17 protein-coding genes are annotated in these 14772 nt (G+C 68.3%); 8 read left to right on the forward strand and 9 right to left on the reverse strand.

Annotated elements, in window-relative coordinates:
- The first annotated feature begins 83 nt into the window (after positions 1-83).
- Positions 84-461 carry a hypothetical protein gene (locus NE234_RS00185; RefSeq protein WP_252775623.1) on the forward strand — a complete coding sequence of 126 codons (378 nt, stop codon included), beginning with the start codon at positions 84-86 and terminating at the stop codon, positions 459-461.
- A 126-nt stretch (positions 462-587) separates the two neighbouring features.
- Here NE234_RS00185 and NE234_RS00190 read toward each other — a convergent pair whose 3' ends face one another.
- The 3 genes from NE234_RS00190 to sodN all read right to left on the reverse strand — a co-directional run bounded on the left by NE234_RS00190 (position 588) and on the right by sodN (position 2471).
- Complete coding sequence (locus NE234_RS00190) at positions 588-1346, reverse strand: RNA polymerase sigma factor SigF (RefSeq protein WP_252777388.1); 759 nt, start codon at positions 1344-1346, stop codon at positions 588-590.
- A gap of 106 nt (positions 1347-1452) precedes the next feature.
- The gene (locus NE234_RS00195) at positions 1453-1872 is read right to left on the reverse strand and encodes an ATP-binding protein (RefSeq protein ID WP_252775625.1); all 420 of its coding nucleotides are present in this window, start codon (positions 1870-1872) and stop codon (positions 1453-1455) included.
- A 197-nt stretch (positions 1873-2069) separates the two neighbouring features.
- Entirely contained in the window at positions 2070-2471 is a 402-nt protein-coding gene (gene sodN / locus NE234_RS00200) for a superoxide dismutase, Ni (RefSeq protein ID WP_252775627.1), read from the reverse strand.
- 78 nt (positions 2472-2549) lie between these two features.
- Here sodN and sodX point away from each other — a divergent pair, with 78 nt between their 5' ends.
- Positions 2550-2906 carry a nickel-type superoxide dismutase maturation protease gene (gene sodX / locus NE234_RS00205; RefSeq protein WP_406566914.1) on the forward strand — a complete coding sequence of 119 codons (357 nt, stop codon included), beginning with the start codon at positions 2550-2552 and terminating at the stop codon, positions 2904-2906.
- 4 nt (positions 2907-2910) lie between these two features.
- Here the strand turns inward: sodX and NE234_RS00210 are convergent, their stop codons facing one another.
- The 4 genes from NE234_RS00210 to NE234_RS00225 all read right to left on the reverse strand — a co-directional run bounded on the left by NE234_RS00210 (position 2911) and on the right by NE234_RS00225 (position 6766).
- Complete coding sequence (locus tag NE234_RS00210; protein WP_305886646.1) at positions 2911-3693, reverse strand: amino acid ABC transporter ATP-binding protein; 783 nt, start codon at positions 3691-3693, stop codon at positions 2911-2913.
- Positions 3690-4637: an amino acid ABC transporter permease gene (locus NE234_RS00215; RefSeq protein WP_252775629.1), complete on the reverse strand. Its 948-nt coding sequence runs from the start codon at positions 4635-4637 to the stop codon at positions 3690-3692. The genes NE234_RS00210 and NE234_RS00215 overlap by 4 nt, the downstream gene beginning before the upstream one ends.
- Positions 4638-4644: 7 nt before the next feature.
- Positions 4645-5541: an ABC transporter substrate-binding protein gene (locus NE234_RS00220; protein WP_252775631.1), complete on the reverse strand. Its 897-nt coding sequence runs from the start codon at positions 5539-5541 to the stop codon at positions 4645-4647.
- Positions 5542-5683: 142 nt separating this feature from the next.
- On the reverse strand, positions 5684-6766 hold the full coding sequence (locus tag NE234_RS00225) for an ABC transporter substrate-binding protein (protein WP_308206833.1): 1083 nt from the start codon (positions 6764-6766) through the stop codon (positions 5684-5686).
- Between the two features lie 80 nt (positions 6767-6846).
- Between NE234_RS00225 and NE234_RS00230 the strand changes: the two genes are divergently transcribed.
- The 4 genes from NE234_RS00230 (at position 6847) to NE234_RS00245 (ending at position 9877) form a co-directional block, all read left to right on the forward strand.
- Entirely contained in the window at positions 6847-8031 is a 1185-nt protein-coding gene (locus NE234_RS00230) for an NAD(P)-dependent malic enzyme (RefSeq protein WP_252775634.1), read from the forward strand.
- Between the two features lie 160 nt (positions 8032-8191).
- On the forward strand, positions 8192-8461 hold the full coding sequence (locus tag NE234_RS00235) for a hypothetical protein (protein WP_252775636.1): 270 nt from the start codon (positions 8192-8194) through the stop codon (positions 8459-8461).
- Positions 8448-8876 carry a type II toxin-antitoxin system VapC family toxin gene (locus tag NE234_RS00240; protein ID WP_252777391.1) on the forward strand — a complete coding sequence of 143 codons (429 nt, stop codon included), beginning with the start codon at positions 8448-8450 and terminating at the stop codon, positions 8874-8876. Before NE234_RS00235 ends, NE234_RS00240 begins: the two co-directional genes overlap by 14 nt.
- Before the next feature lie 32 nt (positions 8877-8908).
- Positions 8909-9877 (forward strand): zinc-binding dehydrogenase, encoded by a 969-nt coding sequence (locus NE234_RS00245; RefSeq protein WP_252775638.1) that lies wholly within the window; start codon positions 8909-8911, stop codon positions 9875-9877.
- Positions 9878-9899: 22 nt separating this feature from the next.
- Here NE234_RS00245 and NE234_RS00250 read toward each other — a convergent pair whose 3' ends face one another.
- Together NE234_RS00250 and NE234_RS00255 are read right to left on the reverse strand one after the other, a co-directional pair.
- Entirely contained in the window at positions 9900-11810 is a 1911-nt protein-coding gene (locus NE234_RS00250) for a RiPP maturation radical SAM C-methyltransferase (RefSeq protein ID WP_252775640.1), read from the reverse strand.
- A gap of 78 nt (positions 11811-11888) precedes the next feature.
- Positions 11889-14036 carry a B12-binding domain-containing radical SAM protein gene (locus tag NE234_RS00255; protein WP_252775643.1) on the reverse strand — a complete coding sequence of 716 codons (2148 nt, stop codon included), beginning with the start codon at positions 14034-14036 and terminating at the stop codon, positions 11889-11891.
- A 228-nt stretch (positions 14037-14264) separates the two neighbouring features.
- Between NE234_RS00255 and NE234_RS00260 the strand changes: the two genes are divergently transcribed.
- Both NE234_RS00260 and NE234_RS00265 read left to right on the forward strand, forming a co-directional pair.
- Positions 14265-14480: an aroma-sacti cluster domain-containing protein gene (locus NE234_RS00260; protein WP_252775644.1), complete on the forward strand. Its 216-nt coding sequence runs from the start codon at positions 14265-14267 to the stop codon at positions 14478-14480.
- A gap of 46 nt (positions 14481-14526) precedes the next feature.
- On the forward strand, positions 14527-14742 hold the full coding sequence (locus NE234_RS00265; protein WP_252775646.1) for an aroma-sacti cluster domain-containing protein: 216 nt from the start codon (positions 14527-14529) through the stop codon (positions 14740-14742).
- Positions 14743-14772: the final 30 nt, after the last annotated feature.

Below are 14772 nucleotides of genomic sequence, written 5' to 3' on the forward strand. Positions count from 1 at the left end.
GCCAAAAGGGTAGCTTCACCGCAGACCAGTGGATGGTGCGGCCTGGCCATCACGGGGCGACGCGCCCGGCTACTGTTCCGGTTGTGTCCACACGTCCAGCCACTCTGAGCGCCGCAGCCGTCGTCGAGGCCCTGGAAGGGGTCGCCGTGCTGGCCGTCGGCCTGTACGTCGGCGTCGAGGCCGTCATCGGCCGTCCCCACGACCTCGCGAGCGCCGTCGCCCTCGCCTTCATGGCCGTCCTCGGCGGCGCCGGCATCATCGCGGTCGGCTGGGGGCTGTGGCAGGTACGCCGCTGGGGACGCGCGCCCGCGCTCCTCACCCAGATCTTCACCTTGATCATCGCCGTGTCGATGTTCCAGAGTCATCGGCAGGTCCTGGGGATCGTCCTCGTCGTGGTCGCCGTCGTCGGCGCCGCCGCCCTGCTCAGCCCCCCGACGACCCGCGCCCTCATCGACGAGTGACCGCAGACGACGGGCCCGCCGGAGACGACACGCGCAGCAGGGAACGACGCGCCGCCGGGACGGCGGAAACGACGCGCCCGCCGGAACGGGTGTTCCGGCGGGCGTGTTCGGTCGGTCTGTGCGGGCTCAGTCGTCGGCGGTCAGGCCGTCCCGGAGCTGGGCCAGCGTGCGGGCCAGCAGCCGGGAGACGTGCATCTGCGAGATGCCGAGCTCGGCGGCGATCTGCGACTGCGTCATGTTGCCGAAGAACCGCAGCAGCAGGATGCGCTTCTCCCGGGCAGGGAGCTTCTCCAGCAGCGGCTTGAGCGACTCGCGGTACTCGACGCCCTCGAGGGCGTCGTCGACGATGCCGAGGGAGTCGGCGACCGCCGGGGCGTCCTCGTCGCCGGAGTCGGGCGCGTCGAGGGAGACGGTGGAGTAGGCGTTCGCCGACTCCAGGCCCTCCAGCACCTCCTCCTCGCTCATCTGCAGGTGCGCGGCGAGCTCGCTGACGGTCGGCGCCCGGCCCTCGCGCTGGGCGAGGTCGCTGATCGCCTTGGTCAGCGACAGCTTCAGCTCCTGGAGCCGGCGCGGCACGCGGACCGCCCAGCCCTTGTCGCGGAAGTGGCGCTTGATCTCACCGACGATCGTCGGCGTGGCGTACGTGGAGAACTCCACGCCACGCTCGAGGTCGAACCGGTCGATCGACTTGATCAGCCCGATCGTCGCGACCTGGACGAGGTCGTCGAGCCACTCGCCGCGGTTGCGGAACCGGCGGGCGAGGTACTCGACGAGCGGCAGGTGCAGCTCCACCAGCTCGTCCCGGATGCGCTGGCGCTCCGGGTCGCCTTCGGGCAGGGTGGCGAGCCGCTCGAACAGCAGACGCGCTCGAGCGCGGTCGGGCACTCCGTGCTCGTTGCCGGCCACCGTGGTCTTCTCGGTCACGCGTCCACCTCGCTCAGCGGCCCGAAGCCGCGTGGGCGGTGATCGAGTGCCGTGGGGATCGCGGCGTTCATGACGTCTTCCCGCGCCGCTTGTTCATGACGATGGTCACCCGGTCGTCGACACCGACCTTGGCATCGACGTCGCCCGCGAGCGAGCTCAGGACGGTCCAGGCGAACGTGTCCCGGCTGGGCTCCAGGCCGTCCACGGTCAGGACCGAGACCGAGATGCTCATGGCGTCGTCGGTCAGCTCGAACTCGCAGGTCAGATCCGTGCCCGGCACCGCCTGGGCCAGGAGCATCGCGCACGCCTCGTCGATCGCGATCCGCAAGTCCTCGATCTCGTCGAGGTTGAAGTCGAGGCGTGCCGCCAGCCCGGCCGTGGCCGTGCGCAGCACGGAAAGGTAGGCGCTGTCGGCCGGCAGCCGTACGGTCACGACGTCGCGCACGTCGGACACACTCGCCGCCATGGCCGCGGTTTCCTCGGTCACGTCACTCCCTCGTTGGGGCTACCCGCTGATGTCGAAACTACCGCCTCAACGCACCCGCGCGCGCATCCGGCGCGCTCGGACGTCGAAGTGATGATCGTAGAGGCCGGGGGGCGTCTGGCCGCCGACGGGGGCCGCCCGTACGGCCCCTGCTCCCGCGGGCCCGCCGCTGGTCCGATCCCGGCCGAGAGAAGCCCGGATCAGGCGTTCTTGGTCTCCCAGAAGATCTTGGCGATCTCATCGATCTTGGCGAGGAGCTCGTCCGCCTTGGCCACATCGAGGGTGCCCTTGGTGCCGGCGGCACCCGCGAGCTTGGTGGCCTCGTTGAACAGCTGGTGCAGCTGCGGGTACTTCTCGAAGTGCGGCGGCTTGAAGTAGTCCGTCCACAGCACCCACAGGTGGTGCTTGACCAGCTGGGAGCGCTCCTCCTTGATGATCAGAGCCCGAGCGCGGAACACCGGGTCGTCGTTGGCCTGGTACTTCTCGATGATCGCCTTGATCGACTCGGCCTCGATCCGGGCCTGCGCCGGGTCGTACACACCACAGGGCAGGTCGCAGTGGGCCGACGCCGTGGTCTTAGGGCGCAGAAGTCGTGCAAGCACCTGCGTGTCCCTTCCGTTGTTTCGGATCATGCTCCGCTAGCAGACACTACTCCTGGTACCCTTCCCGCGCGCAGAGAGGTGACCCACGTGCAGACGGTCGAGGTCACGGGTGAGTCGATGCTGCCGGTCCTGCGGCCCGGCGACTGGCTCCTCGTACGCCGCGGCGCCCGCCTCGCCCCCGGCCACATCGTCGTCGCGCGTCATCCCCGCGAGGCCCGGCTGATCGTCAAGCGGGTGGCCTGGCGCGACCGCGACGGGTGGTGGCTGGAGAGCGACAACCAGCGGGCCCCAGGACGGCAGGACAGCTGGGACTTCGGCGCCGTGCCGGACGATCTGATCGTCGGGCGCGTCATCGCGCGCTACTGGCCCCGCCCCTCCGTACGGCTCCGCGCGCCCCGGCGGGGCCGGAGCGCGCGGACACGGAACGACGCGTAGAACCTCAGAGCACCTTGGACAGGAAGTTCTGGGTGCGCTCGTGCTGCGGGTCGGTGAGCACCTCGCGGGGGTCGCCCTCCTCCACGACGACGCCGCCGTCCATGAAGACCAGCGAATCGCCGACCTCGCGGGCGAAGCCCATCTCGTGGGTCACCACGACCATCGTCATGCCGTCCTCCGCGAGCCGCCGCATGACGTCGAGGACGTCACCGACCAGCTCGGGGTCGAGCGCGCTGGTCGGCTCGTCGAACAGCATGAGCTTCGGCTCCATCGCCAGCGCCCGCGCGATGGCCACGCGCTGCTGCTGGCCGCCGGACAGCTGCGACGGGTAGCTGTCCACCTTCTCGGACAGTCCCACCTGATCGAGGAGCCGGAGCGCCCGCTCCCGTACGACCTGGCGGGGCTCGCCCTTGACCCGGACCGGCGCCTCCATGATGTTCTGCAGGGCCGTCATGTGCGGGAACAGGTTGAACCGCTGGAACACCATGCCGATGTCCCGGCGCTGCGCGGCGACCTCCTTCTCGTGCATCTCGTGCAGCTTGTCGCCCCGCTGCCGGTAGCCGACGAGGTGCCCGTCCACCCAGAGCCGCCCCGCGTCGATCTTCTCGAGGTGGTTGATGCAGCGCAGGAACGTCGACTTGCCGGAACCGGACGGGCCGATGACGCACATCACCTGACCGCTGCGGACCTCCAGGTCGATGCCGCGCAGGATGTGCAGGCGGCCGAAGTACTTGTGGACGCCCTCGGCCTTGACCATCACGTCGTTCGCCGGTGCGTTCTCCGTCATGCGGACCCCTCCCGTACGGCCGGGGGCTTGGCGTGGAAGGTCGTCAGGTTCCGCCGCAGCCGTTGCAGCGGGGTCGGCGGCAGTTCCCGTGCGGAGCCGCGGCCGAAGTGACGTTCCAGGTAGTACTGCCCGACCGAGAGGATCGAGGTGACGATGATGTACCAGACGCTGACCACGATCAGCAGCGGGATCGTCTTGTAGTTGGCGTTGAAGATGTCCTCGCCGGCCTTCAGCAGTTCGGTGAACGCCACGGTGGAGGCGAGCGAGGTCGTCTTCAGCATCGAGATGGTCTCGTTGCCGGTCGGCGGGATGATCACGCGCATCGCCTGGGGGAGCACGATGCGCCGCATGATCTGCAGCCGCCGCATGCCCAGCGCCTGTGACGCCTCGGTCTGACCCTCGTCCACCGACAGGATGCCCGCCCGGACGATCTCCGACATGTACGCGGCCTCGTTCAGGCCGAGGCCCAGGATCGCCGCGATGAAGGTGGTGACCAGGCTGTTGACGTCCCAGGTGATGAAGGTCGGCCCGAACGGGATGCCGAGCGAGATGTCGCCCATCAGGGACTTGATGTTGAACCAGAAGATCAACTGGACCAGGACCGGCGTACCGCGGAAGAACCAGATGTACAGCCAGGCCGCCGACGACATCAGCGGGTTCGCCGACAGCCGCATCAACGCCAGGATGATGCCGCCCACGATGCCGATGGCCATCGCGATGACCGTCAGCTCCAGCGTGGCGACGAGGCCCTTGAGGATGCCGCCGTCGAAGAAGAACTTCTGGAAGGTCGTCCAGTCGAGGTTCTTGTTGGTGAACAGCATGTGGACGAACATCGCGGCCAGCACGAGGATGACCGCGCCGCTCACCCACCTGCCGGGGTGCCGGACCGGCACGGCCTTGATGCTCTCAGGCCGCGCCGATCCGGTGCTGTCGATCTCGGTCACGTTCGCCTCAGCCACTCGCCCCGTTGACCTTCGGGTCGGTCAGGGCACCCGCGGAGATGCCCCACTTCTCGGTCAGCTGCTTGTAGGTGCCGTCCGTGATCAGATCCTTGACGGCCTTCAGGATCCCGTCCCGCAGGTCGTTCTCGTTCTTCGGGACCGCGATGCCGTACGGGGCCGTGTCGTAGGCGTTGCCGGCGATGACGAACTTGCCGCCGGACTCCTTGGCGGCGTACGCGGCGACCGGCGAGTCGGCCAGCACGGCGTCGGCACGGCCGGCGCCGAGAGCCAGGTTGGCGGCGTTCTGGTCGTCCAGTGAGATCTTCGTCGGAGCCGGCTTGCCGCCCTGCTTGCACTTGTCGAGGCGCGCGCCGGCGTCGGGCTTGGCCGCGGACTTCGGCGTGAGCTCGTCCTCCTGCGTCGTGCCCTTCTCGACGGCGATCTTCTTGCCGCAGAGCGACAGGTCGTCCGGGCTGAGCTTCTCGGGGTTGCCGGCCTTGACCATCAGGCCGGTGCCCGCCGTGAAGTACGTGACGAAGTCGAAGCTGGCCTCCCGCTGCTTGTTGTCGGTGAAGGAGGACATGCCGATGTCGTACTTCTTGCTCTGCAGCGCGGGGAGGATGTTGTCGAACTTGACGTCCTGGAACTCCGCGGTGACGCCCAGCTTCTTGGCGATCGCGGTGCCGAGGTCGACGTCGAACCCGACGATCTGGCCGTTCTGCTTGAACTCGTTCGGGGCGTAGGACGCATCGGTGGCGATGACGATCTTGCCGTTCTTCTTGATCGTATCGAGTGCGCTCTTACTGCCCCGGGACGTCGTCTTGGCGTTACAGGCGGACAGGGCGACGGCGGCCGCCAGGACCGAGATGCCCGCCCCGATGGCGTGACGGCGAAGACCGCTGTGCACGGCGTCCTCCTCCAGGCTTACGGGGCGGTCACGCCCCGGTCGATTGCACGGTGGTTGTGCGACATCTTGGCGCAACCCCGTCCGAAGTGCGATTACTGCCTTGAAACAATCCCACAACGGCCGGACGATCTTCGGGCAGGTCTCAGCTCGCCGCCGCGTTGATCTTGGGCTCGCGGACGGCCCCCGCCGAGATGCCCCACTTGTCGGTGAGCTGCCGGTAGACGCCGCCGTCGATCAGGTCCTTGACCGCTTTGAACACCGCGTCCCGCAGGTCGTCGTGGTGCTTGGGGATCGCGATCCCGTACAGCGCGTCGCCGTACGGCTGCCCCGACGTTTCGAAGCGGCCGGCGGACTGCTTCGCGCCGTAGATCACGGACGGCGTGTCGGCGAGCACGCCGTCGGCGCGCCCCTTGGCGAGGGCGGCGTTGGCGGCGGACTGGTCGTCGAACGACAGCCGGACGGGCGCGGGCCTACGGGCGCTCTTGCACGCGCCCAGGCGCGAGCCGGCGTCCGGCTCGGCCGCGCTGGCAGGCGTGAGCTCCTCCTCCTGCGTCGTTCCCCTCTCCACGGCGATCCGCCGGCCGCACAGGGACGGGCCGTCGGGCCGCAGCCGTTTCGGATTTCCCTTTCGGACCAGCAGCATCGTGCCCGCGGACAGGTACGTCACGAAATCGAGCCGGCTCTCCCTTTCCCGCGTGTCAGTGAACGAGGAGAGGCTGAGGTCGTACTTGCCCTCGGTCAGCGCGGGCAAGATCGACTCGAATTCCATGTCCTGAAACTGCGGTTGAACGCCTAGTTTCCGGGCGATCGCGGTGCCCAGGTCGATGTCGAAGCCCACGATCCGTCCGTCCTGCTTGAACTCGTTCGGCGGATACAGGGCGTCGGTCGCGATGACGATCTTTCCGGCCTTCCGTACGCGGCCCAGGGCGCCTGCGGGATCGGTGTCCCGGCAGGCCGAGAGGGCGGAGGCCGTCGTGAGGGCCGTGAGGGCCGCCGCGATCAGGCGGCGGCCGAAGGGACGGGGACGCAGTGCTCCTCCTCGGGGCGGAGGCGGGGGGACGTACGGGGGAGTCGGACGACATCTTGGCCTACTCTCACCCGGATCGTGATCAAGATTGACACGAATGGATAACGGGCGATGTCTTGTCTCACACATTGCGCCCCGCTGACTGCCGAGCGCCGTAGGGTGTGGGACCATTGGTCGACGGGTGACCCCCGTACACATCGAGAGACGGCCGCGCTGTCCATTGACCCGGAGGCAAATGCGGTCGTCTGCCCGTATTTCCACTAGTAGCAGGGGTCGCTGTGGCCGTTGAGCCTGTCGAACCGCACAATTACGACGATGATCCGGCCTTCGCGTTGCATCGCGGAGGCAAACTCGAGGTCTGTTCCACCGTCCAGGTCCGGGACAACGACGACCTCGCCCTGGCGTACACCCCCGGTGTGGCGCGCGTGTGCTCCGCGATCGCGGAGAGGCCCGAGCTCTCCTACGACTACACCTGGACCTCCAAGGTCGTGGCCGTCATCACCGACGGCACCGCCGTGCTCGGTCTCGGCGACATCGGCCCGGCCGCGGCCATGCCGGTGATGGAGGGCAAGGCGCTGCTGTTCAAGGAGTTCGCCGGAGTCGACTCCGTGCCCATCTGCCTCGACTGCACCGACACGGATGAGCTGGTCGAGACGATCACCCGCCTCGCGCCCAGCTTCGGGGGCATCAACCTGGAGGACATCAGCGCGCCGCGCTGCTTCGAGATCGAGGACCGGCTGCGCGAGGCCCTCGACATCCCCGTGTTCCACGACGACCAGCACGGCACCGCGATCGTGGCGCTGGCCGCGCTGCGCAACGCGTCGCGCCTCATCGGCAGACCCCTGTCGAAGATGCGCGCGGTCGTGGCCGGGGCCGGTGCCTCCGGAGTGGCCGTGTCCCGCATCCTGCTGAACGCCGGGATCGGGGACCTCGCCCTCTCCGACAGCAAGGGCCTGATCCACGAGGGCCGCGAGGGGCTGAACCCCATCAAGCGGGCGCTCGCCCGTGAGACCAACCGCGCCGGGCTCAAGGGCTCCACCGAGGACGCCCTGCACGGCGCCGACGTCTTCATCGGCCTGTCGGGCGCCACCATCCCGGAGGACTGCCTCGACGTGATGGCCGAGGACGCCGTCGTGTTCGCGCTGTCCAATCCGGAGCCGGAGATCCACCCGGAGATCGCCCGGCGGCACGCCCGCGTGGTCGCGACGGGGCGGAGCGACTTCCCCAACCAGATCAACAACGTGCTGGCGTTCCCCGGGGTGTTCCGCGGGGCCCTCGACGTCCGCGCGCACACGATCACGGAGGGGATGAAGCTCGCGGCGGCCGGCGCGCTGGCCGACGTGGTCGGCGACGACCTGTCCGAGGACTACGTCATCCCGAGTCCCTTCGACGAGCGCGTCGCGCCCGCCGTCACCCAGGCGGTCGCCGACCAGGCCCGCAAGGACGGCGTCGCCCGACTCTGACCCACCCGCACCGCGGCCCGCGCACCTCACCCAAGGCGCGCGCGGGCCGCGGCGCGTTTCCGCCAACGGTGACTTCGTACAGTGATTACCAAGGAACCGATTGTGATCATTGACATCTTTATGTCACGCTGCCGACACTGAAGGCATGCGGAGGACGACGGTGCGGATCGACGATCAGCTACTCGCGGACGCCAAGGCGTTCGCGGCCCAGCAGCATCGCAGCCTGAATTCGGTCATCGAGGATGCGCTGCGTCAACTGTTGCGGCGTGCGGACGCTTCCTCTCGAGAGCCCGCCGCGTTCCCCACGTACGGCGGCACTGGACCGGCCAGACCCGATATCGACCTGAACGATCCTCGCGTACTCAAGAGTCTCATGTACGAAGAGGAAGACGAGGATTACAGGATGCGAGCCCGTGATGCGGCTGGTTGATGTCAACGTCCTGGTGTACGCCCATCGCCCGGATATGGCCGATCACGAGCAGTATCGGGGCTGGCTCTTCGAGATGATGGACGGCCCAGAACCCTTCGCAGTGTCGGACCTCGTACTGAGTGGGTTCGTTCGGGTGGTGACGAATCGGCGCATCTACAAAGATCCGACACCACTCACTACGGCGTTGGCCGCCGTGTCCACTCTTCGCAACCGGTCGAACTGTGTCCCTCTCGTACCGGGTCCGCGTAACTGGGCCATCTTCACCGAACTCTGTGAGAAGACCGGCGCCAACGGCAACGACGTGGCGGATGCCTATCACGCCGCCCTCGCCATCGAGCATGGGTGTGAGTTCATCACCACGGACAAAGGCTTCAGCCGGTTTCCAGGGTTGCGGTGGCGGCATCCCCTGAACTGATCGTCTGGCGAGGGGCGGGTTAGGCTGCGGGCATGTTCGCCGTCACTGCCGCACGCATCGATGCCGACGACCCGCTGAACGCGCTGGAGTTGGGGGATCGTCCCGAGCCGACGGTTCCCGAGGGGTGGACGACCGTCACCGTCAAGGCGGCCGCGCTCAACCATCATGACGTCTGGACGCTCCGCGGTGTCGGGATCCGGGAGGACCGGCTGCCGATCGTCCTGGGCTGTGACGCGGCCGGGGTCGACGAGGACGGCAACGAGGTGATCGTGCACTCCGTCATCGGCGATCCGGAGCGGGGCGGGGGCGACGAGACGCTCGATCCGAAGCGCTCCCTGCTGTCGGAGTCCTATGACGGCACGTTCGCGGAGAAGGTCGCGGTGCCGCGCCGCAACCTGGTGCCCAAACCCGCCTCGATCTCGTTCGAGGAGGCGGCCTGCCTGCCGACCGCGTGGCTGACGGCCTACCGGATGCTGTTCGACAAGGCCGGGCTGCAGCCCGGGTCGACCATCCTGGTCCAGGGCGCGGGCGGCGGGGTCGCCACCGCGCTGATCGCGCTCGGCGCGGCGGCCGGTTACCGCGTCTGGGCCACCAGCCGTACCCAGGAGAAGCGCGAGCGCGCCCTCGAACTGGGCGCCGACCAGGTCTTCGAGTCCGGGGCGCGGCTGCCCGAGCGGGTCGACGCGGTGATGGAGACCGTGGGCCAGGCCACCTGGTCGCACTCCCTGAAGTCCCTGCGGCCCGGCGGGCGGATCGTCGTGTCCGGCGCGACCAGCGGCCAGGCGCCGCCGGCCGAGCTGAGCCGTGTGTTCTTCCTGCAGCTGTCGGTGGTGGGCTCCACGATGGGCACCCGGGACCAGCTCGTACGGCTGGCACGCTTCCTCGACAAGACCGGCGTGCGCCCGCGGATCGACCGCGCCATCCCGCTGAGCCAGGCCCGTGACGGCTTCGCGGCGATGATCGAGGGCGATGTCTTCGGGAAGATCGTCTTCACCGTGTGATTGGTCTTAGGACCACTCGCGGCTACCAGCCCGGGTTCTCGGGGAGCGCCAGCGAGAGGTACTTGTCGTCCTCGGAGACCATCAGCCCCACCTGGCAGCAGCCGTCCAGGAAGGCGGTGACCTCGCCCAGCGACAGGTCGAATCCCCCGTCGAGCAGTGCCTGGTGGACGCGCTTACCGGCCCGCGCGGTGTCGCCGCACGCCTCGTACGCCTCGGCCTGCCAGCCGCGCAGCACCGCCTTCCGCGGGCTGCCCGTACGAGTGTCGATGACCTTGAGTCTGCCGGGCAGGCGCTCGTAGAACAGCACCGGCCGGTCGCCGCTCGCCCATCTGCGCTTCCACTCCATGACCGCGGACGCCATGACGCCGTGGCTGTCAGTAGAGGCGACGTCCGGGGCTTCGAAGTCGAAGAAGTAGGCGATGCGGGAATGGTCCAGCTCAGGCGGGTAGACGTACTTGTAGCTGGCCTGCGGGTGGACGCCGGAGATCGCGAACGACGGATCCGTGAAGTACGGGCTGAAGCGTTCGAGCCAGATGCCGACGTGGCTCCCCGGCGGTTGCAGGTGATGCAGCAGCGGAAGCAGCTCGGCCTGTTCGGTGTAGTCCTGGTCGGTCTCGCCGGGGAAGCCGAGCAGGACGTGCCAGGCGAGCGAGATGCCGTGATAGCGCGCCCACTTCAGCAGCCGGATGTTGATGAGCTTGCTGGAGCCCTTGCGCATCAGCCCGAGGACGTGGGTGCTCAGGCTCTCGATGCCGGGCTGGATCCGCCGGATGCCGGCCCGTCGCATGAGCGCCAGCTGCTCCCGTGTCAGGTTCGCCTTGACCTCGAAGAACATGTTGAGGTCCCAGCGCCGCTCCGCCAGCTCGGTGCAGAACGAGGACAGGTACGCCATGTCGAGGATGTTGTCGACCGCGTCGACGCGGTGTGTCGGATGGGCGCGGAGGAGTTCCTCCAGGTCGGCGAGTGCCTGTTCGCCGCTCTTGGAGCGGTAGTTCATGCCGAGGGCGTTCAGGCCGCAGAACGTGCAGTGGTGCTTCTGCCCCCACCAACAGCCCCGGGAGAACTCGACGAGGAGCCGCACCTCGCTCTCGCCCAGAACGCGTGACCGGTCGTGCCGCTCCAGGGCGCGGAAATAGTCGTCATAGTCGGGCGCCGGAAGGACGTTCAGGTCGTATGTGCGCGCGGCTTCGCCCACGTCGCCGTGGTCCGCTTCCCGGCGATGCACGCCCGGGATCGGGCGGGACGCGCCGGCGGCGAGGTCGTGCAGCAGCGCGGGCAGGGCGATGTCCCCCTCCCCGGACACCACGTAGTCCAGCCACGGCAGCTCCTCGGCGTAGGCGGCGCCCATCCCGCCGTCGAAGTTCGCCCCCCCGTAGATCAGCGGCAGGTCCGGGAAGCGCTCCTTCAGCCGGCGTCCCAGCGCGAGTGAGGCGGTGTTCTGCAGGAAGGTCGAGGAGAATCCGACGGCGTCGTAGGAGGACCAGTCCACCAGGTCGAGGCAGCCGTCGATCCAGGCGGGAAGGACCTCCCGGCGATAAGCGATCAACTGGTCGGGGCCGTTCTCCAGGATCTTCGACCAGGCCGCCGGCACCTCCGGGTACTCGGCGAAGTAGTCGGCCTCCGGCCGGATGTCCCCGAAGGCGGCGTAGGAGAACAGCCACTCTCCCAACTGGTGGAACCGGTCGTCGTTCATCCGCGCGATCGGGTCGTAGATCTTGTTGCCCAGCAGGGCGCTCAGCTCGACGTTGAGATAGAGCACGTCGCAGTGGTGGCCGGCCCTCTTGACGATCGCCTGCAGCAGACCGCACTGGATGGAGGGCGAGTCGACCCAGCACCACGGCATGTTGACCAGGGCCACCCGGAGGGGCCGTGGCGGGGGCCCGGGAATCGGTGGGGACTGATCCTTGGGCGCCAGCGGCAGCACTCTGGTCATCGCCCCGGTTCCCGCCGGTTCACCGGCGGCCGCACTCGGATGCAATTTCTCCTCCTCTGTGGAGAGCGCTATGCGCACTCAGATGTCGCCGTTGAGCCGGGCGGTGAGCTTGATGAGCGCCCGGAGCCGGTCGCGGCTCACCCCTTGTCCGGCGACCGGGAGGGTGAACGCCCTGCCGGAGGGCAGGACCGCCACCGAGCTGTCGCCTCGGCGCGCGCTGCCTCGTCCGCCGAGCCAGGGAGCGATCGACGTACTGCTCGCGCCCCCGTTGCGCTTGAGGAGGAAGAACTGGTCCCGTACGTCCGCGAAGCCGGCGAACTCCTCGATGTTGGCGAACGGGATGGTCGGATCGGTGATCGGCACGAGATCGACGCCGGGGTCGTCGAGTGGCGGGGCCGGCCGGAGACGGCGCCCGAACTCCGCGAAGTACAGCAGGGTGTGGGCCGTGTCGATCCCGCCGACGAACGGCCGGTCGTCCGACGTGCGCCGGACGAGGCTGATTCGCTCGTCGTCGACCCGTCGGTCGATCTCCCCGGGCCACCGGTCCGCTTCCTGGGCCGTGTCCCGCCAGGGCAGGTAGCGCGCGACGTCCTCACTCGGCGGGAGCGGAAGGATCTCGACCGCGAACGCGCCGGGATTCTTGGCGATGATGGAGCCCGGTGTCAGGGAGAACGTGCCGATCGCGGCGAGCGACCACAGGTCGTCGTGTTCGAGCAGGAAGTCGTACGTGCGAGCCGCCTCGTCGTCACGCTCGCCGGGGAACCCGGTGAACCCCATCATCTGGGCGCCGATGTCGTTCCTGGCCAGGTCGCGGAGGATGTCCGGCACGTCCGTGAGCCGTACCCCCTTGTCGATCAGGTCGAGCACGCGCTGCGACCCCGACTCGTAGCCGAAGGAGATGGCGACGCAGCCGGCGTCCTTGAGCCTCTTGGCCATGTCCCGCTTGGGGAACGTCCGTTCCAGGCGGAGTTCGGCGCTCCACCGGACCGGATCGCGCAGGTCTTTCATGGCGTCGCAGAGCAGGCGGAGGTAGCGCGGGGACATGGCGTCGACGGCGAAGTACACGGTACGGCCGAAGGCGGTGATCTCCTCAAGGTCCTTGATCACCGCATCGACGGGACGCTCCCTCGACGGCGAGGTCGGGCGGTCGGAGTTCAGGCCGTAGTCGCAGAAGGTGCACTTGTTCCAGTAGCAGCCCCGCGTGGGGCTGTAGAGGATCACCGGCTCCGGTGACCAGTAGGCGTCCCAGTCCCAGACGTCGTAGGCGGGCGTCGGCAGGTCCGCGACGTTCTCATAGTTGATCGACGGGGATTGCCCGGTGTCCTCGCGGGTCAGCACGCCCGGGATCCCGGCGAGGTCGCGCCCGTCCCGCACGGCGGCGAGGATGCCGCAGAACGGCGTCTCCCCCTCGCCGGGGACGATGAGGTCGGCGTCGGTGAAAATGCGCCAGTAGTCCCCAGGGACCCGTGCGAAGCGGACGTGGTCGCAGACCTCGGTGCCGCCGAACACGATGACGGTCTCCGGGCGGGCCGCGCGGATCTCCCGCGCGAGGCGCAGCGCCATCGGAAGCTGCCCGGTGTAGGCGACCGAGAGGCCGACCACCCGCCATTCGCGTTCCCCGATCAGGTCGCGGAACGGCCCGTGGACGTAGGGGTCGAACGGGCCGGTCAGGCGGTCGATCAGCGCCGGATCGCACAGGTCCGCGTAGCAGGCGAGGTTCACCACCGGCCCGGGCAGGATCTGGAAGTCGGCGATGCTCTGGGGAATCCCGTCGAGGGAGAGCAGTTCCTGCCAGCGCTTCATCGCGAAGACGGCCTGCCGGTAGGTCGGATGGTGGTAGAAGGACCGGCCGTCACGGAAGATGTCGATGGCCCTGCCGACGAAGTCCGGGGTGAGCCCCTCCGCGCCGAGCGCGGCGCGATAGTCCAGCTCGTCCGCCCTGGTGAGGCCGGCGGACGCCTCGATGCGCTGCCTGGTCGCGGCCGCCCGCTCCAGCAGCCGGCCGACGTTCTCCGGGCGTGCCAGATGGTTGAGCGCGTCGATGTTGGCGTCGACGCACCGGCCGCCGGAGAATCCCGCGCGCCGTGCCGCCGCCACGAGGTACGGAATCGAATGATAGGGCTGGGTGGGGTCGGTCAGCGGCGGATTGATCAGCAGATACGGCAGATCGCTTTCCCGATGCCGCCGATTGCGGATCGCAGGTATTTCGGTCAGGAATGTGGCCACCCGTTCCTCCGCGATCGCACTGGATCCCGCCCATCGGATTAATGATCGCGAGTTTGGCATGGCCGTCTGGTAATGGGAAGTCACGGTCGCCGTGCTGTTCTTAAGACCGGTGGCGAGTGATTTTAGAACGCCCCGCGATCTGTCTTAAGAATCCGGTCACGGCGAGGGTGGACGGCGACCTGGACGCGACATATGTTCGCGGCAGTCCTCGATCACCAGGAGGTTCGAGTGTCCAAGGACCCACCCGCCCCGCTCGACACGGCCGGTCTGCAGCGGCTCCCGGAGCCGATGAGAGCCGTGTTCGACGATCTCAGCCCGGAAGAACTGAGGGTGGCCAACACCATCCAGGAACGGCTCAACGCCCTGGTGCCGGACGTCGAAGGCCAGATCAGCGACCCCGGCAGCGGCGGCGGTGGCGGCAACACCAACAACACTCTCTGCTAGGGCAGTACCGGACCCCATAATTCCGGATGATCACCAGGAGGAACGCATGTCCAAGGACCCGATCGCCCCACTCAACGCGGCCGGTCTGCAGCGACTTCCGCAGCCGATGAAGGCCGTCTTCGAAGACCTCAGCCCGGAAGAACTCAGGGTGGCCAGCGCCATCCAGGAACGGCTCAACGCCGTGACGCCGGACGTCGAAGGCCAGATCAGCGACCCCGGCAGCGGCGGCGGTGGCGGCAACAACAACAACACTCTCTGCTAGCGGATTCCCCGAACCGCGTTGGCGGAATTC

This window comes from Actinoallomurus rhizosphaericola (genome assembly GCF_024055675.1).
GTDB lineage: Bacteria > Actinomycetota > Actinomycetes > Streptosporangiales > Streptosporangiaceae > Actinoallomurus > Actinoallomurus soli.

Coding starts and splice junctions, on each gene's coding strand:
- NE234_RS00265 (WP_252775646.1), top strand. CDS start 14,527: ATGTCCAAGGACCCGATCGCCCCACTCAACGCGGCCGGTCTGCAGCGA.
- NE234_RS00210 (WP_305886646.1), bottom strand. CDS start 3,693: ATGACGGAGAACGCACCGGCGAACGACGTGATGGTCAAGGCCGAGGGC.
- NE234_RS00250 (WP_252775640.1), bottom strand. CDS start 11,810: ATGACCAGAGTGCTGCCGCTGGCGCCCAAGGATCAGTCCCCACCGATT.
- NE234_RS00240 (WP_252777391.1), top strand. CDS start 8,448: ATGCGGCTGGTTGATGTCAACGTCCTGGTGTACGCCCATCGCCCGGAT.
- NE234_RS00225 (WP_308206833.1), bottom strand. CDS start 6,766: ATGTGTACGGGGGTCACCCGTCGACCAATGGTCCCACACCCTACGGCG.
- NE234_RS00245 (WP_252775638.1), top strand. CDS start 8,909: ATGTTCGCCGTCACTGCCGCACGCATCGATGCCGACGACCCGCTGAAC.